A 21814-nucleotide genomic window follows, 5' to 3' on the forward strand; every position below is an offset into this window, starting at 1 on the left:
AACCACTACAACTGTGAAAACACCACAACTACTACTTGCCCGAATTGCCTTACTGCTGTTTCTGGTCTGCACAAACGCCGCCTGGGCGCAAAGCACGCAAGCTTTGTGGCGGGACCTGACTACCACCGCGGCCCAAAGAGCCGCGCAAGCGCCAGCCATTCAGCCCACCAAGTACCGGGCGCTGCAGCTCGATGAGACCGGGCTGCGAGCCGTACTGAGCCGCAGCGCCTCCCGCACCGCCGGCACGGAAGGTCCGAGCTTTGTGCTGGATCTGCCCTTGGCCGATGGCTCGTTTATGCAGTTTCGGGTGCAGGAAGTGGCCGTGATGGCGCCAGCATTGGCCGCCAAGTTTCCGAATATAAAAACGTACTCGGGCTACGCAGTTACTAACAATACTATTACTATCAAAGCTGATTTCACTGAAAAAGGATTTCACGCCATGATATTGAACCCGCAGGGGGACGATATTTTTATTGATCCTTTCGGCACGGGCTCTCCGGGGTATTACATGAGTTATTACAAAAAGGATTTTGTAAAACAGACGCCCGTTGCACCTTGCGCCACCGATGAAGTGCCCGCCAACATCGAAAAAAAAGCGGCCCGCAAAGCACCCGTAAGCGCCAATAGAACGCTGGATAGAAATCTAAGAACGTACCGGCTGGCAGTAGCCGCCACTTACGAGTACTCCCAGTTTCACGGCGGCACCAAGTCCGGGGCGTTGTCCGCTATTGTCACCTCTATAAACCGCGTAAACGGGGTATTTGAGAAGGAAGTGGCCGTGCGGATGGTGCTGGTCGGCGACAATGACAAAGTGGTGTACACGACCAGCAACGACCCGTATACCAACGACGACGGCGGGGCCATGCTCACGCAAAATATCAACACCCTCAACGCGGTGCTTGGCTCCGGCAGCTACGACATTGGGCACGTGTTCAGCACCGACGGCGGGGGCGTGGCCTACTTTGAAAGCGTGTGCGCCAGCTTCAAAGCCGGTGGGGTAACGGGCCAATCCAGGCCAGTAGGCGACCCGTTCGACATTGATTATGTGGCCCACGAAATCGGCCACCAGTTTGGGGCCAGCCACACCCAGAACAACGACTGCAACCGCGACGATACGGCGTCCTTTGAGCCGGGCTCGGGAACCACCATTATGTCGTACGCCGGCATTTGCGACCCGAACGTAGCCAACCAGGCTGACGCCATGTTCCATGCCTTCAGCATTCAGGAAATGACCACCTTCATCAGCACCAAGGGTGGCAACGGCTGCGCTGCTAAAACCCTGCTGGCCAACAACATTCCTACGGCCAACGCCGGCAACGACTACACGATTCCGCGCGGCACGCCCTTCACCCTGACCGGCTCGGCCACCGACGCCGACGGCACTGCGGGCCTCACCTACAGCTGGGAGCAGATGAACAACGAGGAAGCTCCCATGCCGCCTTCCCCCACTGCCACCGTCGGGCCGGCCTTCCGGGTGTTTCTGCCAACGGCTTCTCCGGCGCGCACTTTCCCTCGCCTGCAAGACATTCTCAGCAACACTACGCCCACCTGGGAGGTGCTTTCCACGGTCGGCAGATCGTACCGGTTCCGGCTGGTGGTGCGGGATAACAACCCGGGGGGCGGCTTCACAAACTATGATGAAACCCTCGTAACGGTGGCTGGCAGCGCCGGTCCGTTTCGGGTGACGGCGCCCAACACGGCCGTAAGCTGGGCGGCCAACTCAACCCAGACTGTAACCTGGGATGTGGCCGGCAGCAACGCCGCGCCCGTGAACTGCGCCACCGTGAACATTCTGCTGTCGACGAATGGTGGCACTACGTTCCCGATAACCCTGGCCGCCAATGTTCCCAATACCGGCTCGGCCACCGTTACTGTTCCCGGCAATGCCACCACCCAGGCCCGGATAAAAGTGGAAGCGGTGGGCAACATCTTCTTCGACGTCTCGAACGCCAATTTTACCATCACCACGGGCGGCACAACTGACAACGTAGCAACCGTGTACCGCGACTGTCCCTTCTCGGGGGCGTCGGTGTCCCTGCCCGTGGGCGACTACACCCTGACGCAGCTACGGGCCCTGGGCGTGCGCAACAACGACCTCTCTTCGGTGCGCGTGAACAGCGGGTTTGAAGTTGCCCTCTACGACAACGACAACTTCCAGGGCCAGTTCATTACCGTCGTCAGCAACACCGAGTGCCTGACGGCGCGCAGCTTCAACGACCGCACCACCTCCCTGCGCGTGCGCACCGCGGGCGTGGCCACCTTCTTCCAGGACTGCGGCTTCGGCGGCTACTCCAGGGCCTTGCCGGCCATCGGCAGCTACACCACCAACCAGCTGGCGGCGCGCGGCATCCTCAACAACGACCTTTCCTCGCTGCGCGTGAACAGTGGCTTTACCGTGGTGCTGTTTGACGGCGACAACTTAACCGGGGACTCGCTCACGGTGACGACCGAGAACAGCTGCCTGGTGGACGCGGGCTGGAACGACCGGGTGTCGTCGATTAAAGTGCGGACCACGAGCACCACCCAGGCGCTCAGCAGCGTGCAGGTCTACCCTAACCCGGTGGCCGACAAGCTCTACCTGACTTCGGCGAAGGTGCTGGCGGGCGGCCACTACCGCATTCTGAACGGCTGGGGCAAGCCCCTGGCCAGCGGCCCACTAGCCCAGGACGGGGTGAGCGTGGCGGCCCTGCCGGCAGGGATGTACACGCTGGTGGTGGTAGACAAAGACGGGCATACCATAGCGCGCCGCTTCGTGAAGTAGCCCCCAAGGCAGACGGGAGGCGGCCCTGTACTCCGGGGCCGCCTCCCGCAGCTGTGTCCTCGCCGTGGCGTGCGGATAAGAGAAACCGGCAAGCTGATTGGCAGCCCCGCCACCACCCGTCCCTCACCTCGCAGACTCATTTGTTTCCAGCTTCTCATCACGTAACCACCAACCCTACCCCCACAACTATGAAAACACTACAACGAACCATGCTTTTTCAGCTGGCCTTTGCCCTTTTTCTCTGGGCAAACACGGCCATGGCCCAAATGAATACTATTGGGGTTACCGTCTATGCCGACTGCAACTACGCCGGCGCTTCGGCGAGCCTGCCGGCGGTGGGCAGCTACGGCACCAACTACTTGCTGGCGCTGGGTCTGCGCAGCGACAACACCATCTCCTCGGTGCGCGTGGCCCCTGGCTACGAGGTGGTGCTGTTTGATAATGACAACTTCACGGGCGACTCCATCACCATCACCGCCACCACCGACTGCTTGGTGGCTCAGGGCTGGAACGACCGTGCCTCTTCACTCAAAGTGCGGGCCGCGGTGACCTTGTACCGGGACTGCAACTACACTGGCGTCACGGCGCCCTTGCCCGTGGGCAGCTACACCGCCAGCGACCTGGAGCGGCTGGGCATCGGCAACAACAACCTCTCCTCGCTGCGCGTGCGCCGCGGCTACGAGGTCGTGCTGTTTGACGGCGACAATTTCACCGGGCGGTCTATTACCATCACCGCCAACACGGCCTGCCTGGCGCCCCGCTGGAACAACCGCACTTCCTCGCTCCAGGTGCGCGTGGCCACGCCGCCCACGCCGGTGCTCGTGGCTACATTCTACCGGGATTGCGCCTACGGTGGCCGGCCGGCCGTGCCCCTGGAAGCAGGCAGCTACACCACACGAGGGCTGGAGGACCGCTATATCGAAAACGACGACATTGCCTCCGTGCGCGTGCGCCGCGGCTACCAAGTGGTGCTGTTCGACGGCGACAACTTCACGGGTGACTCGCTGACTATTACGGCTGATACCGAGTGCCTCACGGCCGCCGGCTGGACTGACCGGGCTTCTTCGCTCAAGGTGCGGGCCGTTGCCGGAGCCTCGGCGACCAACGTGCAGGTGGAGCTGTACCCCAACCCAGCCGCCAGCAAGCTCTACCTGACTTCGGCCGTTTCACTGGTTGGCAGTCAGTACCGCATCCTGAACGGCTGGGGCCGGCCGGTGGCCAGTGGCTCGCTGGCGCAGGCCCCCGTGGACGTGGCGGGCCTACCGGAAGGCGTGTACACGCTGGTTGTAGTAACTAAAGATGGGCATACCATAACGCGCCGCTTTATGAAGTAGCCGGCACTGGCTGCTGTAGAGTACAAAAGGCTACCCAGAGGAGGTAGCCTTTTGTATTACCGGAGGTAAGAGGTAGCCCAGGCGGCGCGCGGCGCCAGCAACGGCAAGCGGGCAGGTCGGTATGGCCTGCCCGCTTGCCGTTGCTGGCGTAGGCGAAAGCCGGGTACCAGCCGTGTGTGGCGGTGAGCAAGGATGGTTATAAACTAAGTGCTCCTGCCAACCAGCCTAGCCTGAACCCCAGCAGCTACCTAAGCCAGCTTGGCCGGAGTAGGGAAGGGGGTCTGCCCCGTCAGAAGCAGTGGGTAATACGTGTAATGTGCTATTTTTTTTTATTGTTTTTTAAGTGTGCACAATTGGCCAGCACGAGGCCAGTACGAATAGGAGAAACGCCAGAAAACAGGATTATTTGACGTGTGTGCTAACCGTGTAGCCCACGGCCGATACTATTGTTACGCAACTATTTAGGCTTGTAATTCCCGAAAGAAGCCGGCTTATTTGAGCCGTCCAAACTAGCCGAGTGCGGACCTTGCTGCTCATTGCTTGCTGGTTTACCTCCTCTGATTTGCTGCGAAAAGTGCCATTTCGTGACCTGCGTTTGCGGGCCTCGCACCTGGGGGCAGCTGATAACTGAACAGTTTTGCACAGACTGTTAGGCTGCCTCGCGGGAGAAGGCGCCCCCGCTCCATATCTAGGCCGCACCCTCGGCCCCACCTGCTCTTCCTAAGTACTCTTCATTCCACCACAACCTTTCCACACGTATGTACAAACTTTATTCGTACGGGCTGAGCGCAGCCCTACTGCTCGGCGGGCTGAGCGCCTCGGCCCAGAACCAGCCCGCCGGGCCGGCCTACTCGCTCGGAACCAGCCAAGCCCTGGTGCGCCAGCTTGAAAGCGAAGTGGCCGCCGGCGCGGCCCGCCGCCAAACGCCCACCGTTACGCTGCGCGTGTCGGCCAGCAAGGCCTTTACCGGCAAAGTCAACTACCGCGACGACCTGTCGGCCGCCGGCGAGTTTGTGGTGGGCGAAATTCAGGGCGTGCCCGGCTCTTCCTTCCTGGTGCGCGTAGACGGCGCAAGCGTGGAGGGCAACATCATCCTGCGCAACACCCGGCAGGCCTACCGCTACTCCGCCGATGCCCAGGGCAACGCCACGGTGCAGGAAGTCGACATCAACCAGGTTATCTGCATCGGCTACGACAAGCCTACGGGCTACCAGGAGCCCCAACTGCCCAGCGGCACCGCCAACCGGGCCGCGGCCGTGGCTTCGCTGCAAAGCCTGCCGGGAGCCCGCGGCTGCGTGATGCTGGACCTCGACGGGCAGTACGTATCGGGTACGGGCTGGAACAACGGCAACCCCATCAATGCCGCTCCGGCGGTGATGGTGAACGACGCCGCCAAGGTGCAGGCCCTCTGGGAGCTAGTGAGCGAGGACTTCCGCCCGTTCAGCATCAACGTCACTACCGACGAAGCGGTGTTCAACTCCTACCCCAAAAACATGCGGATGCGCTGCATCATCACGCCCACCAACACGGCGGCGCCCGGCGCGGGCGGGGTGGCTTTCGTGGGGTCGTTTAACTCCAGCGACAACCCGCCCTGCTGGGTATTTATGTCCGACGACCCCAAAGCGGCCGGCGAGGCGGCCTCGCACGAGGTGGGCCACACGCTGGGCCTGGGCCACGACGGCCGCACCAGCCCCAGCGAGGGGTACTACTCCGGCCAGGGCTCGTGGGCGCCCATCATGGGCGTGGGCTACTACAAGCCCGTTTCGCAGTGGAGCCGGGGCGAGTACGCCAATGCCAACAACACCCAGGATGACTTGGCCATCATGTCGGGCACCCGCTTCAACGTGGGCTACCGCGCCGACGACCACGCCAACGCCATAGCCGGCGCCACGGCCCTGAGCCGCAGCGGCACCAGCGTGTCGGGCTCGGGCATTATCGAGCGGACTGCCGACCAGGACTACTTCAGCTTTACGACCAGCGGCGGCGCCGTGACGCTCAACGTCAACACGGTGAGCCGCTACGGCAACCTCGACATTGTGGCGCGCCTGTTTGATGGCGGCGGCACGCAGATTGGCACCTTCGACACCCCCGGCGTCGGCAAGCTGAATGCCACGGTCAGCGCCACCCTGGGCGCGGGCACCTACTACGTGCAGGTGGACGGCACCAGCTCCGGCAACCCCGCCACCGACGGCTACTCCGACTACGGCTCCCTGGGCAGCTTCTCCATCTCGGGCACCGTGCCCAGCACCACCAACCCGAATCCGACTGGCGTGGCAACGTTCTTCAAGAACTGCAACTACGATGGCACGGCCGTGGCCCTGCCCGTGGGCGACTACACGATAAGCCAGCTGCAAAGCCGCGGTATTCTTAACGATGATTTGTCGTCGGTTCGGGTGAGCAGCGGCTACGAAGTTCAGCTGTTTGAGAATGACGGCTTTGCCGGGGCTTCGCTTACTCTGACGGCTGATAACAGCTGCCTGGTAAACAACGCCTTGGGTTCCGGTAACTGGAACGACAAAGTTACTTCCCTGAAAGTACGCGCCGCGGGTCCGGTGACGCTGTCGGGTACGTACACGCTGCAAAACCGCAACAGCGGCCTGTTTATGCAGGTGACTGGCTCGAGCACCGCCAATGGAGCCAGCATCTTGCAGCAAGCCAGCAGCAATTGCGCCTGCCAGCAGTGGAAGTTCACCCACTTGGGCAACAATGTGTACCAGATTACGGCCGTACATAGCGGTAAGGCGCTGGATGTGAGCGAGGTGAGCACCGCCGATGGAGCTATTACGCACCAATGGGAGTATGTAGGCGGCGCCAACCAGCAGTTCACCGCGCAGGACTTGGGCGGCGGCTTCTACAAGCTGATAGCCAAGCACAGCGGCAAAGCAGTGGAAGTAGCCAGCTCTTCTACGGCCACCGGTGCGGTGGTGCGACAGTGGACCGACAACAATTCGGCCACCCAGCAGTGGAAGCTGACGCCGGTGGGCGGGGCAGCCAGCACGCCCGGCGTAGCCAGCGCCACGCTTACCGCTGACTTAAGCGTAAAGCTCTTCCCCAACCCCACGGCCGACCGCCTGACGCTGGCCTCGGGCGCCGACTTGCGCGGTGGGCAGCTGAGCATTGTGAGCCTGGAAGGCAAGGAAGTGTGGCGCGGCACCCACGACGGCGGGGAAACCCTGGACGTGGCGGCGCTGAAGCCAGGCCTCTACACGCTCGTTGTGCTTACCAAAGACCGGCAAAAGCTGGTTAGCCGCTTCAGCAAGCAGTAGGTGATACAGGGCGCGGGCTTTGGCCCGCGCCCTTTTCGCCAGTTTTTTTTACACAGCACGAAATGAAAAAACTCTCTACTCTCCTGTTGGGTGCGGCGGCGCTGCTACTCGGCACTGCCCCCGCCCCGGCCCAAACCTACCAGCAGGTATGGGCCGACGAATTCGATACCCGCATTGGTCCTGGCTGGCAGTTTGAAACCGGTGGCGGCGGCTGGGGCAACAACGAGAAGCAGTATTACCAGGCCGCCAATGCCACGGTGGCGAACGGCGAGCTGCGCATTACGGCCAGAAAAGAAAACGTGGGCGGCTACCCCTACACCTCGGCCCGCCTGAAAACCCAGGGCCTGAAGGAATTCACCTACGGCAAGGTAGAGGCCCGCATCAAGCTGCCGCTGGGCCAGGGCCTGTGGCCGGCCTTCTGGATGCTGGGGGCCAACATCGGCTCGGTGGGCTGGCCCCGGTGCGGCGAGATTGACGTAATGGAGCACGTCAACAGCGAAAACAAGGTGTACGGCACCATTCACTGGGACGCCAACGGCTACGCCCAGTACGGCGGCAACACCCCTGCCGCAGTTGCCGATTACCACGTATACGCCGTGGAGTGGACCCCAGCGGCCATTAAATGGTTTGTGGACGGGGTGCAGTACCACGAGGTCAACATTGCCAACGGCACGGGCAGCACCGAGGAGTTTCAGCGGCCGTTTTTCCTGCTGCTGAACCTAGCCGTAGCCGGCAACTGGCCCGGCCAGACGGTAGACGAAAGCAGGCTGCCCGCCACCATGTTCGTGGACTACGTGCGGGTGTACCAGCTCACGAATGCGCCGGCGGGCGTGGCCACGGTGTACAGAAACTGCAACTACGACGGAGCGGCCACGGCCCTGCCCGTGGGCGACTACACCCTGGGCCAGCTGCAAGCCCGCGGCATTCTCAATGATGATGTGTCGTCGCTGCGGGTAAACAGCGGCCACCAGGTGGTGCTCTACGAGCACGACAACTTCCAGGGCGCCAGCCTCACGGTGGGCGCCGACAACGGCTGCCTGGTAGGCAACCCGCTGGGCGCCGGCAACTGGAACGACAAGGCTTCCTCGCTGCGGGTGCAACCGGTTTCGGCGCCTGCCTGGTCTGCCACCCTGCAAGCCGAAGCCTTCAGCGCCATGCAGGGCGTGCAGGTGGAAAACACTGCCGATACCGGCGGGGGCCAGAACGTAGGCTACATCGACGCTACCGACTGGCTGGCGTACAACAACGTCACCTTTCCGACTTCGGGCACTTACACGATTGAGTACCGCGTGGCCAGCCTGAGCGGCAGCCGCCTGTCCTCGGACCTGAACGCGGGAGCTATTCAGCTGGGCAACGTGGACATTCCGGCCACGGGCGGCTGGCAGACGTGGACGACGGTGTCGCAGACGGTCAACGTGCAAGCTGGCACCTACAACTTCGGCGTGTACGCCCAGGCCGGGGGCTGGAACCTGAACTGGATTCGCATCAGTAGGGCTGGCAGCAACCGGACCGCCGTGGCAGGCTCGGGCGCTGCTACCCTGGGCAGTCCGCTGGCGTTCAGCGTGCATCCCAACCCCACCACCGACTACCTCACGCTAGCGGCCCCGGCCGAGCTGCGGGGCGGGCACCTGAGCGTACTCAACCTGCGGGGCAAAGAGGTATGGCGCGGCACCTACGACGGCCGGACCGTGGACGTGTCGGCGCTGCCGCCCGGACTGTACACGCTGGTGCTTCTCACCCCGGATCAGCGCAAGCTGAGCCGCCGGTTCAGCAAGCAATAGACCTGCACTAGCGCAGACCGGGTAACCCCCGGCCAGTGGCCTCACCCCATTCCCTCCGGGATACAGCTGCAAGCTGTAAGCCCCAAGCCTCAAGCTCTTCAATAAGACAAGCTTGCGGCTTGCAGTCTGAAGCTTGGAGCTTGTAGCTGTATCCCGGAGGAACTGGGAGTGGGACATGCTAAGAACTGCTCTAAGTCAACCGTTTCCACTACCACCGCCATGAAAACAACTGTACTCGCCCTGCTGGGCGTAGCGGCCGGCCTGGTGGCCCAGGCCCAGCCCACCCGCGTGCCCAAAACCAACCCGCTGCCGGTGTATGTGCACTACATGCCCTGGTTCGACACCCCCGCCACGTCCGGCAACGGGCAATGGGGCTGGCACTGGACCATGGACAACCGCAACCCCAACGTCGTCGTGGACCCGGCCACCGGCAAGCGGCAGATTGCTTCGCACTTCTACCCCCTCATCGGGCCCTACGCCAGCTCCGACCCCGACGTGGTAGAGTACCACCTGCTGCTGATGAAGCTGTCGGGCATTGATGGGGTGCTGGTGGACTGGTACGGGGCGGCCGGCACCAACGGCGACCTGGGCAACCTGCTGCGCAACTCCAACGCCCTCATCGACCGCACCGACGACGTGGGGCTGAAGTTCGGGCTGATTCTGGAAGACCGGTTTACGGCCACGGTAGCCAACGGCCGCACCAACCTGGCCTACGCCCGCGACAACTACTTCAACCGCCCGGAGTACATCCGCTACGGTGCCGGCCAGGACCCGCTGGTGGGCGTGTTTGGCCCCATCACCTTCAACCAGCCCAGCCAGTGGACCGAAATCCTGTCGGCTGCCGGGGAGGACGTGGAGTTTCTGACCCTGTGGGACAACAACAACGCCGGGGCCAACGCCGACGGGCAGTACGTGTGGCCCTACGAGGACGAAAACCTCGACAACTTCTACTCCTACATGGAGGCCTACTACCGCGACCGGGCCCCCCGCCAGAAAACCGTGCTGGGTGTGGCCTACCCTGGTTTCCGCGACTTCTACGCCCAGGGCCAGAACGGCGGGCGGAGCTACTTTGACATTCCGCACAACAACGGCCAGACCCTGAACCAGACCCTGGGCCTGGTGGACCAGTACCGGGCCAACATCGACATGCTCCAGCTGGCCACCTGGAACGACTTCGGGGAAGGCACCATCTTCGAGCCCACTCAGGAAACCGGCTTCTCCTACCTCACCCGCGTGCAGCAGTACACCGGCGTGCCCTACTCCGAAAACGACCTGCGCCAGGTGCTGCGCCTCTACAACCTGCGGAAACGATTTGTGGGCGACGCCGCCAAGCAAAACCAGCTCAACCAGGCCTTCGGGCACTTTGTGGCGCTGCGCCTGCCCCAGGCCGTAGCCGCCCTGGACGCGGCGGAAGGCACTGCGCCCCCACCGCCGCCGCCCCCGCCCGTTGCCACGGTGTATAAAGACATCAACTACGGCGGCTACGCCGTGGGGCTGCCGGTGGGCCGCTACAACCTGGCGGCCTTGCAGGCCCAGGGCGTGCTCAACGACGACATCACGGCCGTGCGCGTAGCCAGTGGCTACCAGGTGACGTTTTACGAGCACGACAACTTCCAGGGCGCCACGCTCACCCGCACCGCCGCCGACGCCTGGCTGGGCGCCAGCGGCTGGAACGACCGGGCTTCCTCGGTGGTGGTGAGTGCCGCCCCGGCGCCGTCGTCGGTGCTGATTCAGGCCGAAAACTACAGCGCCATGCAGGGCGTGGTGGTGGAGCCCACCACCGACGCGGGCGGGGGCCAGAACGTGGGCTACCTGCACCCCGGCGACTGGATGAGCTACCACAACATCACCTTCCCCACCGCGGGCCAGTACACCATCGAGTACCGGGTGGCTACGGGCGCCAGCAGCGGCCGGTTTTCTGCCGACCTCAACGGGGGCGCCGCGGTGCTGGGCACGGTGAACGTGCCGGGCACCGGCGGCTGGCAGACCTGGACCACCGTGACGCAAACCGTGACGGTAAATGCCGGCACCTACAACTTCGGCATCTACGTGCAGGTGGGCGACTGGAACCTGAACTGGATTCGCATCACCAAAGCTGGCAGCGCCCGTACTGCCGCCACAGTGGCCCCGGCCAGCAGCAGCTCGCAGCCCGCGGCCCAGCTGCGCCTCTACCCCAACCCCGCCACCGACCGGCTTCACCTCAGCCCGGCTCCCGAGCTGGCCGGCAGCCCCTACCTCGTGCTCAATGCCACGGGCCGGGTGGTAAGCCGCGGCTGCCTGCCAGACCGCGGCACCCTGGATGTAGCCCGGCTCCCGGCTGGTTCTTACGTGCTAGTGGTTAATGCCACCGGCCGGCAGCCCCTCCGCTGGCGCTTCACGAAACAGTAATGGCGGAAAGCTCAGAAGACGTGGGGCAGCTCGAGCCCGGAATCTTTCCGGCCACACAACGGAAACTCCTTCTGACGCACTGCTAACCAAACTGTGCTTAACTAACAATGGGTAAGAAAACGTTTGTCCTGCTTGCGGCAGCTGGCTGGCTGGCCATTTTCGATGGGCGGGGTGCTCACCGGATGGCGGCGAGCCGCCGGGTGGTGGCCGACGCGCCCCTGCCCGCCTACGCCGTGTACACGCTGGCCAATGGAGCCAGTGGCAAGCTGCTGGAGGTGGCCGGTAACGTGTTGCTCAACGAAAAGTACGACGATGCGCGCCCCGTAGTCCAGTTTGCCGCCTCCACGACCAACGGCACCACCGATGGTTGGCAGCAGTGGCACGTTATCTACAAAACAACCCTGGGCACCACCAAGTACTACCACTTCCGCAATGTGTTCAGCGGCAAGCTGCTGACGGTACCTGGCGCTTCGGCAGCGCCGGGCGCTGCGCTGCAGCAGGCCGCCGAGCAAACCGCTGCCCCCGACCAGCAGCTTTGGCAGGTGGAGGAAACGGCTACTCCCGGCCGCTACCTCATCCGCAACCGGGGCAATGGCTTAGCCCTGACCAACGCGGGGGGCTCCACCGTCAACGGCTCCTCTATCACGCAGGAGGTAGCCCGTGCCGGGGCGCCGGAGCAGCAGTGGGCGTTTACTCAACAAACCCCCACTGCTTACCGCGACGACCAGCTCGTGCGCTTTTTCAACCGCAATGGTTCCAGCCAGGGCTCCGTAGCTTTTGATGAAGGCGTCAGTATTCCGCTCAGCTGGGGCCCTAATCAAGGCAAGGTGCTCTGGGTGACGCAGGATGCGTGCGACGGCAGCAAGCTACAGCCCAATGGCAAGTTTGGGTGCGGCATCAATATCACGTATAGCAACTCCCTGCTGCTCCAGCCCTCCACCACCAACTGGGACAACACGGCCACCCCAAACGTCACCATTCCGGGTGGGTCCAACGGCCGGGCCCGGCAAGTGTGCGACGTGCTCACCAAAGCGGAAAACAACGACCGGGCCGACTATACCTATGCCTGGCCAGGGGCGGGGGTCGAAATCGGCAACCACGTGTACCTGCACTGTGGCGAAGGCCGGTTTGATACCGTCCGCGTCCGGGGTCAGCAGTCGCTCTACGACTTCACGCAGGGCGCCGGCACCCAGTGGACGGCCACGCGCACCACCCCGCGGGGCCTGAGCAGCCAGACGGCCATCAACTACGCAACCGGCATGGTGAAAGCGGCCGACGGATACGTGTACGCGTTTGGAATGCGGACCACAGCCTACGGCTATGCTTCCGACCTGCACGTGGCCCGCTTTCCGGCTAGCAACCCGCAGGACTGGACGTTCTGGAATGGTTCCGGGTGGGGCAGCACCCCGGTACCAGGCACTGCGGCACGGGTGGCCGAGGGCAAGGGCAGCAACTACGTAGCCTACCTCAACGGCAGGTATATTCTGATGACGCTGGGCCAGGGGTACAACTGCCCGGACACGGACCGTAGCATCTACCTGGCCACCGCCACCAGCCCCACCGGCCCGTTCACCCCGCTCACTAGGGTGTACGACATCAAAGAGTACATGTACGGCAGCGTGGCCCAGTACTACACCCCGGCCATTCACCCGGAGTTTGATAACGGCCGCAACGAGCTGCTCCTGACATATTGCCTGAACTACAACGCCCAGGGCTGCCCCGACAACCGGTGCGTTAACAACTCGATTGACCCGTATTTCTACCGTATTAAGGGCGTTCGGGTGCCGTATGCGCTGATTGGCCTACCTACTGTACTGGCAGCCCAAGCGCCAGCGCACGTGGCGGAGGTAGAGGTATTTCCGAACCCGGCCCGCACCACCACTACCGTGCGGCTGCCGGCCGCAGCGGGAGCTACGCCCACCTGTCTCACACTCACCGATGCACTGGGCCGGCTGCGGTACACGCGCACCGTGGCGCCCGCGGCCGGGCGGCGGCCAGAACAAGAACTAAACCTAACCGGCCTGCCAGCCGGCCGGTACACGCTACGCGTGCAAGTAGGCGCGGCCGGCACTGTGCACCGCGTGGTGGTGCAGTAGGAGGGGGGCACTGGCCCGGGCAGGTTGGTACCTCCTGCATAGGAAGTCCTTGGCGGTGGCTGTAGCCGGCCGGCTAGTATTCTGAGAATAGTTTTTCATGTGTTAAACCATGGCTTGTTTCAGTAAGAACAACATAGCGCGAACTGCCGGGCTGGTTTTCGGGCTGTTGATAGCCGGACTGCTGGGCGGCGGCAAAGCTGCCCTGGCCCAAACCAAAAGCCCCAAGCGGGGCCTGGCCTACGGCTACCACTCGGCAGCCGACATGCAGGCCCTGGCGCCCGGCCTGAGCTGGTGGTACAACTGGTACTCCCGGCCCGATGCGGGAGCTGCCAGCGTGTACGCGGGCCTGGGCATCGACTTCGTGCCCATGCAGTGGGGGCGGGGCCTGGATGGCGGCCCGCTGACGGCCGACCGGCTGGCGGCCAACGTGCCGGCCGGGGCCCGCTACCTGCTCGGCTTCAACGAGCCCAACTTCCGCTCCCAGGCCAACCTGACGCCCACCCAGGCCGCCGCCCTGTGGCCGGTGCTGGAAGAAGTGGCCCGCCGCAAAAACCTCCGGCTGGTGTCGCCGGCCGTGAATTACTGCGGCGACTGCGTGACGGAAAACGGCACCACCTACTACTCGCCGGTGCAGTACCTGGATGCCTTTTTTGCGGCCTGCCCCAGCTGCCGCGTCGACTACATTGCCGTGCACACCTACGTGTGCGAGGAGCGGTGGCTGCGCGACAAGATTGGGGAGCTGAAGAAGTACGGCAAGCCCATCTGGCTTACCGAGTTTGCCTGCGGCGACCGGCCAGCCGGCGAGATTACTTCGGCCGTGCAGCAGAAGTATATGCTGGACGCCGTGAACTACCTGGAAAAAGAACCGGCCGTATTTCGGTACGCCTGGTTTTCGGGCCGCAACAACGAAATCCCCAACATCAACCTGCTCGGCGGCTCCGGCCAGCTCACTGCCCTGGGCCAGCAGTACGTGCGCCTGCCCGCGGGCTGGGAGCCGGGCCGGCTCACGCCCGTGGCCGTCACGGCTTCTTCCCAGGAAAACGCCGGCAGCCGGGCACAAAACGCCGCCGACCAGGACATCAACACGCGCTGGGCCAGCGCCTGGACCACCTCCCAGTATCTCCAGCTCGACTTTGGCCAGGTCCAGACCTTTTCGCGGGTGCAGCTGAGCTGGGAAGCCGCCTACGCCCTGGACTACCAGCTGCAAACCTCCCTGGACGGCCTCACCTGGAACCCCATCCGCACCGTGCTCAACAGCGACGGGGGCCTGGACAACCACACTGGCCTCCAGGGCCGGGGCCGCTACCTGCGCGTGGCCGGCACCCGGCGCGCCACCGTCTACGGCTATTCGCTATGGGAAGTGGAGGTGTTTGGCGGCGCCACCCTCACGGCCACACGGACCCGCCCGGCCAGCGCAGCCGCCGGGGCGCTGCGCCTCTTCCCGAATCCGGCCGAGACGGAGCTGCACCTGGAGCTACCCCCAACCGTGCGCCTGCACCACCTAGCCGTGACGGACGGCTGCGGCCGAACGGTGCTCAGCTGCTCGGCTACCAATTCGCTCAACATTGCCGCTTTGCCGGCCGGCCTCTACGTGGTGCGCGCCACTACCACCGACCAGCGCCAGCTCACCCAGCGGTTTGTGAAGCGCTGATTTCGCGGCCCGGTGCCGGCTTACCTGTTCATTCTCATTCTCCTCACTTTTTACGCTCATGAAAACCAACTCCTACCTGAAAACCCTGGTGGCGGCTTGCCTGCTGCTACTTTCGGTGCCGGCCCTGGCTCAGTTCAAGGTCGTCGGCTACATGCCCTCCTGGAACGGCGACGTCAACGCCGTGCAGTACGACAAGCTCACCCACATCAACTACGCCTTTCTGCTGCCCAATGGCGACGGCAGCCTGCGGCCCATCGAAAACCCTGGCAAGCTGCAAAGCCTGGTATCGGCGAGCCGCAGCCGGGGCGTGAAGGTGCTGATAGCCGTGGGCGGCTGGAACGACGGCAACGACAGCGCCTTTGAGCAGCTGGCCGCCAACGCCACGGCCCGCACCAACTTCGTCAACAACCTCGTTGGCTTCGTCAATCAGTACAACCTCGACGGGGTGGACATGGACTGGGAATACCCCGACGCGGGAGCTTCGGCCAGCAACTACGCCGCCATGATGCAGCAGCTGGGCTCGGCGCTGCGCAGCCGCGGCAAGCTGCTGACGGCCGCCGTGGTGGGCATCAACGGGGGCAGCATCCTGAACAGCGTGTTCAACGACGTGGACTTTCTGAACCTGATGGCCTACGACGCCAACAACTTCGACCACTCCACCTTCGACTTCGCCGTGCAGTCCATCAACTACTGGAAGGGCCGCGGGCTGCCGGCCAGCAAAACCGTGCTGGGCGTGCCCTTCTACGGCCGGCCCAGCTGGGAATCGTACGCTACGCTGCTTTCCCGCGGCGCCGACCCCAACGCCGACGTATTCAACGGCATCGGCTACAACGGCATTACCACCATCAAGCGCAAAACCAACCTGGCCTTCGATCAGGGCGGCGGCATTATGATGTGGGAATTGTCGCAGGACGCCACCGGCCCCAACTCCCTGCTCACGGCCATCAACCAGGTGGTGCGGGAGCGGAGTGGCGGCGGGAGCGGCGTAGCTACGTTCTTCAAGAACTGCAACTACGACGGGGCGGCCGTGGCCCTGCCCGTGGGCGACTACACCCTGGGCCAGCTGCAAGCCCGCGGCATTCTCAATGATGATGTGTCGTCGATTCGGGTGAGCGGCGGCTACCAGGTGGTGCTGTACGAAAACGACAACTTCAGCGGGGCCTCGCTCACGGTGGGCGCCGACAACGGCTGCCTGGTAAACAACCCGCTGGGCGCCGGCAACTGGAACGACAAGGTATCGTCGGTGCGGGTGCAAACGGCCTCCTCGGGCTTCTCAACCACGATTCAGGCCGAAGCCTTCAGCAACATGAGCGGCGTGCAGGTGGAAGCCTGCACCGAGGGCGGCCAGAACGTGGGCTACATTGACCAAGGCGACTGGCTGGCCTACTACAACGTCACCTTCCCCACTTCGGGTACCTACACCATTGAGTACCGCGTGGCCAGCCTGAGCGGCAGCCGCTTGTCCTCGGACCTGAACGCGGGAGCTATTCAGCTGGGCAACGTGGACATTCCGGCCACGGGCGGCTGGCAGACGTGGACGATGGTGTCGCAGACGGTCAACGTGCAAGCTGGCACCTACAACTTCGGCGTGTACGCCCAGGCCGGGGGCTGGAACCTGAACTGGATTCGCATCAGTCGGGCTGGCGCCAGCCGCGTAGCCGCCAGCAGTGCCGCCACCCTGGCCGCCAGTGAGGTGGAGCCCTATCCTAACCCGGTAGCCGGCCGCCTGCACTTCCGCTCGGCGCGCAACCTGGCCGGTAGCACCTACCAGGTGCTGGACGCCTACGGCCAGGTACAGGCCGCCGGCACGCTGGGCACCGACGGCGCCGACGTGGCCTCGTTGCGGGCCGGCGTGTACACGCTCTGTATCACCACGAAAGAGCGTCAGAAAATCACTCGCCGCCTGGTGAAGCAGTAGGGTCTCGCCCGAGACAACCCGCCCGGCGGCTTAGCCACAGCAGCCGGGCGGGTTGCCTGCCGCCTATTGGCCGCGCGTGTCTTCCCTTGCTGTAGAATAAAGTCCGGCGGCCCGTGAAAAAACGGGCCGTTAGGCCGGCGCGTGCCTATCCCAATCGGCGCCGGCAGCTCTTTCAGGGCGCCACATGACAAAATGTGCCTCATTGGTCCCCGCTGAGGGCACCATCTCTTCAACACCCTCTTATCTACTTCCTTCCTACGCCATGAAACAAAACAACCCGTTTTCCCCCAGGGAAAACCGTAACCGCCTGCGCGAAACGATGCGGGCTATGGTGTGGTCTTGGCTGGCACTGCTCCTGCTGCTGCCGGCCGCCATGCAGGCCCAGGTGAGCCCGACGGTGCCAAAGAAGCGCACCGACCACAACAAGCAGATTATTGGCTACATCACGCAGTGGGGGCCGTGGAAAGACATTCCGGGCCTGATTCCCAAGGGCAGCCTCAACCACCTGAACGTTGATTATTCACAGTACACCATCATCAACTTCTCGTTTTTCGGGGTGGCCGTGGATGGGTCCATTCACAGCGGCGACTACCGCAACCCCAACATTGCCCAGCCCGGTGCCACCCAGCAGCCGGCCCCGCTGGTCAACACCGACATTTACAGCAGCTGGGACCTGTACCTGCTGCAAGGCGAGCTGGACATCATCCAGTACATTTCGGACGGCAGCTACGCCTACTCCCTGGGCTACCGCAACGCGCCGGGTGGCTGGTCGAATGTGAATACGGGCGAGTCGGGTGCGTTTCCGCTGGCCATTCATAAGCAGGGCGGCAAGCTGGGCTTGCTCGACCTGGCTCACCAGCAGGGCGTGAAGGTGATGGCCTCGATTGGGGGCTGGAGCATGAGCAAGCACTTCGGCGAAATGGCCGCCACGCCGGCCAAGCGTGCCGCGTTTATTCGGGACTGCAAGAAGCTGATTGCCATGGGCTTCGACGGCATCGACCTGGACTGGGAATACCCCGGCCAGGCCGGCATGAACTTCACCGGCCAGCCCCAGGACTACACCAACTTTGCGGTGCTGGTAGAGGAAATCCGGGCCGCCATTGGGCCGGGCAAGCTGATTACGGCCGCCTTCACGGCCGTGCCCACCAAGTTCAACCAGTTTGACTGGGCGCGCCTGAGCCGGTCGATGGACTACTTCAACTTCATGACCTACGACTACAACGGGGGCTGGTCGGGCAAAGCCGGCCACAACTCCCCGCTGTATGATTACCCAAATGCCGAGTACGCCGGCTTTTCGCTGGACGCCACTACACAAGGCATCAAGGCGGCCGGCATTCCGCTCAACAAGGTAAACCTGGGCGTGGCTTTCTACGGCCGCGGAGTGGTAACCAACGGCCCGGCCGCTCTGCACGCGCCCACGGTAAAGCGCCAGGAAACCGTCAGCCCCGACGGCTCGGTGATGACGGCCGCCGACTTTGCCAACTGGCCGAAAGACGTGTGGGACGGCACCCCGAACTACCAGGCCATTCTGGCCCAAACCGCCAACTGGACCGAGCACTGGGACGACAACGCCAAAGTGCCCTACAAAACCAACGGCAGCTACTTTCTGAGCTACGACAACGAACGGTCGGTGGGCCTGAAGGCCCAGTACGTGAAAGACCAGCAGCTGGCCGGCGTCATCGTCTGGACCCTCTCGGGCGACTGGACGGGCCTGGCGTCCAACCCCCAGGTGCTCGGCGGCAAGCTCGTGTACAGCCCCAACACCAAGGCCCCGCTGGTCAATAAGCTGAACGAGGTGTTTGCCACGGGCGGCACGTCAACCAACACCCCGCCCACGGTAAGCATCAGCTCCCCGGCCAACAACGCCACATTTGCGGCTGGCACGGGCATTGACATCAACGTAAGCGCCGCTGACGCCAACGGCACGGTAGCCAAGGTCGAGTTCTTCCAGGGCACGACGAAGCTGGGCGAAGACATGAGCAGCCCCTTCAGCTTCCGCTGGACCGGGGCCGCGGCGGGCACCTACTCGCTCACGGCCAAGGCCACTGACAACCAGGGCGCCACCACTACCTCGGCCGCAGTAGCCGTGACGGTGACGGCCGCGCCGGTGGCCCAGGCCATTCCGGGCACCATTCAGGCCGAGAGCTTCAGCGCCCAGCAAGGCACCGACACCGAGCCCACCACCGACGCGGGCGGGGGACGCAACGTGAACTGGGTGGAAACCGGCGACTGGCTGGACTACAATGTGAACGTAGCCGCGGCCGGCACCTACACCGTCGGTTTCCGCGTGGCCAGCATTCCGGGCGCGGCCACCTTGCAGCTGCGCAACAGCGCCGGCACGGTGCTGGGCAGCGTGAACGTAGGTGCTACCGGCGGCTGGCAGAGCTGGACTACGGTGAGCACCACCGTGACCCTGCCCGCCGGGGTGCAGACCCTGCGCGTGCACGTACTCGCCTCGACGGGCTGCAACATCAACTGGTTGTCGTTTGCGCCGGTGACGGCGGGCAACACGCCGCCCACGGTAAGCCTGACGGGCCCGGCCAACGGCGCTTCGTTTGTGGCCCCGGCCAGCTTCACGCTCACGGCCGACGCCGCCGACGCCAACGGCAGCATCAGCAAAGTCGAGTTCTTCCAGGGCAGCACCAAGCTGGGCGAAGACACCTCGGCGCCGTTCACCTATGCGTGGTCGGGCGTGGCCGCGGGTACGTATTCGCTGACAGCTAAGGCCACCGACAACCAGGGCGCCACTACTACCTCGGCGGCCGTGAGCGTGACCGTGACAAGCGGCAACCCGTCGGGCAACCCGGCTGGTAAGGTGATTGTGGGCTACTTCCACAACTGGAACAACGCCAGCGCCCCCTACATCCGCCTGCGCGACGTGAACCCCAAGTACAACGTGGTCAACATTGCCTTTGCCGTGCCCGTGGCTCCCGGCAACATGACCATGACCTTCGAGCCCACCAACCAGCCCAAGGCCGAGTTCATTGCCGATATCCGGACCCTCCAGGCCCAGGGCCGCAAAGTGCAGATTTCCATTGGCGGCGCCGACGCCCCCGTGGAGCTGAACACCACCGCCGACAAAGACAAGTTTGTGGCCTCGATGAAGGGCATCATCACCGAGTACGGCTTTGACGGGTTCGACATCGACCTGGAAGGCACCTCGGTGATTCTAAACGCCGGCGACTCGGACTTCAAGAACTCCACCACGCCCAAAATCAACAACCTGGTGGTGGCTTCGCGGGAGCTGACGGCGTTTTTCCGCGGCCAGGGCAAAGAGTTCTGGCTGACGGCGGCCCCGGAAGTGCAGTACGTGCAGGGCGGCTACGCCAACTACGGCACGGCCTTTGGTGGCTACCTGCCCGTGCTCTACGGCCTGCGCGACCTGCTCACCTTCGTGCACGTGCAGTACTACAACACCGGCTCCCAGAACGCGCTGGACGAGAAGGTGTACTCCCAGGGCACCGCCGACTTCATCGTGGCCATGACCGACATGCTGCTGCGCGGCTTTCCGGTGGCCCGCAACACGGCCAACGTGTTTCCGGCCCTGCGGCAAGACCAAGTAGCGTTTGGCTTGCCAGCCACCGGCACCGGCTCGGCCCCCGCGGGCGGCTACGTGCCGCCGGCCGAAGTAACCAAGGCCCTAAACTACCTGGTAAACGGGGTTTCCTTCGGCGGCCAGTACGTGCTGCCGGCCCGCTACCCCAACCTGCGCGGCATCATGACCTGGTCTATCAACTGGGACCGGACCCAGGGCGACGCCTTCGTGAACAATGCCTACGCCTTCTTCGGCGGCACAAACCCGAACCCGGACCCAAATCCGAACCCCAACCCGACCAACACCCCGCCCACGGTCAGCCTGACCGCCCCGGCGGCGGGTGCTACCGCAGCGGCTCCGGCCAGCTTCACGCTCACGGCCACGGCGGCTGATGCCAACGGCACGGTGGCCAAGGTGGAGTTCTTCCAAGGCACCACCAAGCTGGGCGAAGATACCGACGGCAGCAACGGCTGGAGCTACGCCTGGACCAGCGTGGCGGCCGGCAGCTACTCGCTCACGGCCCGTGCCACCGATAACCAGGGCGCCACCACCACCTCGGCGGCCGTAACGGTAACCGTAACTGGGGGCGGCAGCGCGTGCACCGTGCCGGCTTGGTCGGCCACGGCGGTGTACGTCAAAGACAACCAGGTGTCGCGCAACGGCAACGTGTACATCGCCAAGTGGTGGACTCAGGGCGAAGACCCGCTTACCAAAAGCTGCACCGACTGCGTGTGGCGCCTGGTGGGCCCCTGCGGCACGGCCCGGACCGCAGCCGCAGCAGCTCCCGAGCTGACGCTCTTCCCCAATCCCGTTGCCAACGAGCTGACGATTCAGGCGGGCCAGAGCCTCAACGGCGGGCAGTTTGAGATTCTGGACGCGCGCGGACGGGTTTGGGCGAAAGGTGCCGCCGTGGGTCGCCTCAACGTGTCGAAGCTGCCCGCCGGCGTGTACACCCTGAAGCTCACGCTCCGCGGCCACGCCCCGGTAACCAAGCGCTTCGTGAAGTAGCCTCCGGCGCATACAGGCTGGAACCTGCGGCCCCTGGCCGACGGGTTCCAGCCTTTTGCGCTGTGTGCTCCGCCCT

At 63.9% G+C, this 21814-nt stretch carries 9 protein-coding genes; all 9 read left to right on the forward strand.

Annotated features, from left to right (window positions below; genetic code table 11):
* The first annotated feature begins 13 nt into the window (after nucleotides 1-13).
* The 9 genes from OIS53_RS19170 (at nucleotide 14) to OIS53_RS19210 (ending at nucleotide 21738) form a co-directional block, all read left to right on the forward strand.
* On the forward strand, nucleotides 14-2761 hold the full coding sequence (locus tag OIS53_RS19170; RefSeq protein WP_264680190.1) for a reprolysin-like metallopeptidase: 2748 nt from the start codon (nucleotides 14-16) through the stop codon (nucleotides 2759-2761).
* A gap of 188 nt (nucleotides 2762-2949) precedes the next feature.
* The gene (locus OIS53_RS19175) at nucleotides 2950-4095 is read left to right on the forward strand and encodes a beta/gamma crystallin-related protein (protein ID WP_264680191.1); all 1146 of its coding nucleotides are present in this window, start codon (nucleotides 2950-2952) and stop codon (nucleotides 4093-4095) included.
* Between the two features lie 758 nt (nucleotides 4096-4853).
* Entirely contained in the window at nucleotides 4854-7361 is a 2508-nt protein-coding gene (locus OIS53_RS19180) for an RICIN domain-containing protein (protein ID WP_264680192.1), read from the forward strand.
* Nucleotides 7362-7423: 62 nt separating this feature from the next.
* Nucleotides 7424-9142 (forward strand): carbohydrate-binding protein, encoded by a 1719-nt coding sequence (locus OIS53_RS19185; protein ID WP_264680193.1) that lies wholly within the window; start codon nucleotides 7424-7426, stop codon nucleotides 9140-9142.
* A 219-nt stretch (nucleotides 9143-9361) separates the two neighbouring features.
* Nucleotides 9362-11530 (forward strand): carbohydrate-binding protein, encoded by a 2169-nt coding sequence (locus OIS53_RS19190; protein WP_264680194.1) that lies wholly within the window; start codon nucleotides 9362-9364, stop codon nucleotides 11528-11530.
* Nucleotides 11531-11637: 107 nt separating this feature from the next.
* Entirely contained in the window at nucleotides 11638-13626 is a 1989-nt protein-coding gene (locus OIS53_RS19195) for an RICIN domain-containing protein (protein WP_264680195.1), read from the forward strand.
* Nucleotides 13627-13792: 166 nt separating this feature from the next.
* Nucleotides 13793-15277, forward strand: coding sequence for a glycosyl hydrolase (locus OIS53_RS19200; RefSeq protein ID WP_264680196.1), 1485 nt, complete (start codon nucleotides 13793-13795; stop codon nucleotides 15275-15277).
* 58 nt (nucleotides 15278-15335) lie between these two features.
* Nucleotides 15336-17195, forward strand: coding sequence for a glycosyl hydrolase family 18 protein (locus tag OIS53_RS19205; protein ID WP_264680197.1), 1860 nt, complete (start codon nucleotides 15336-15338; stop codon nucleotides 17193-17195).
* Between the two features lie 262 nt (nucleotides 17196-17457).
* Nucleotides 17458-21738 (forward strand): glycosyl hydrolase family 18 protein, encoded by a 4281-nt coding sequence (locus OIS53_RS19210; protein ID WP_264680198.1) that lies wholly within the window; start codon nucleotides 17458-17460, stop codon nucleotides 21736-21738.
* The last annotated feature ends 76 nt before the right edge of the window (nucleotides 21739-21814 follow it).

It is taken from the genome of Hymenobacter sp. YIM 151500-1 (genome assembly GCF_025979885.1).
Taxonomy (GTDB): Bacteria; Bacteroidota; Bacteroidia; order Cytophagales; family Hymenobacteraceae; genus Hymenobacter.

Coding starts and splice junctions, on each gene's coding strand:
- OIS53_RS19180 (WP_264680192.1), top strand. CDS start 4,854: ATGTACAAACTTTATTCGTACGGGCTGAGCGCAGCCCTACTGCTCGGC.
- OIS53_RS19175 (WP_264680191.1), top strand. CDS start 2,950: ATGAAAACACTACAACGAACCATGCTTTTTCAGCTGGCCTTTGCCCTT.
- OIS53_RS19190 (WP_264680194.1), top strand. CDS start 9,362: ATGAAAACAACTGTACTCGCCCTGCTGGGCGTAGCGGCCGGCCTGGTG.
- OIS53_RS19195 (WP_264680195.1), top strand. CDS start 11,638: ATGGGTAAGAAAACGTTTGTCCTGCTTGCGGCAGCTGGCTGGCTGGCC.
- OIS53_RS19185 (WP_264680193.1), top strand. CDS start 7,424: ATGAAAAAACTCTCTACTCTCCTGTTGGGTGCGGCGGCGCTGCTACTC.
- OIS53_RS19210 (WP_264680198.1), top strand. CDS start 17,458: ATGAAACAAAACAACCCGTTTTCCCCCAGGGAAAACCGTAACCGCCTG.
- OIS53_RS19205 (WP_264680197.1), top strand. CDS start 15,336: ATGAAAACCAACTCCTACCTGAAAACCCTGGTGGCGGCTTGCCTGCTG.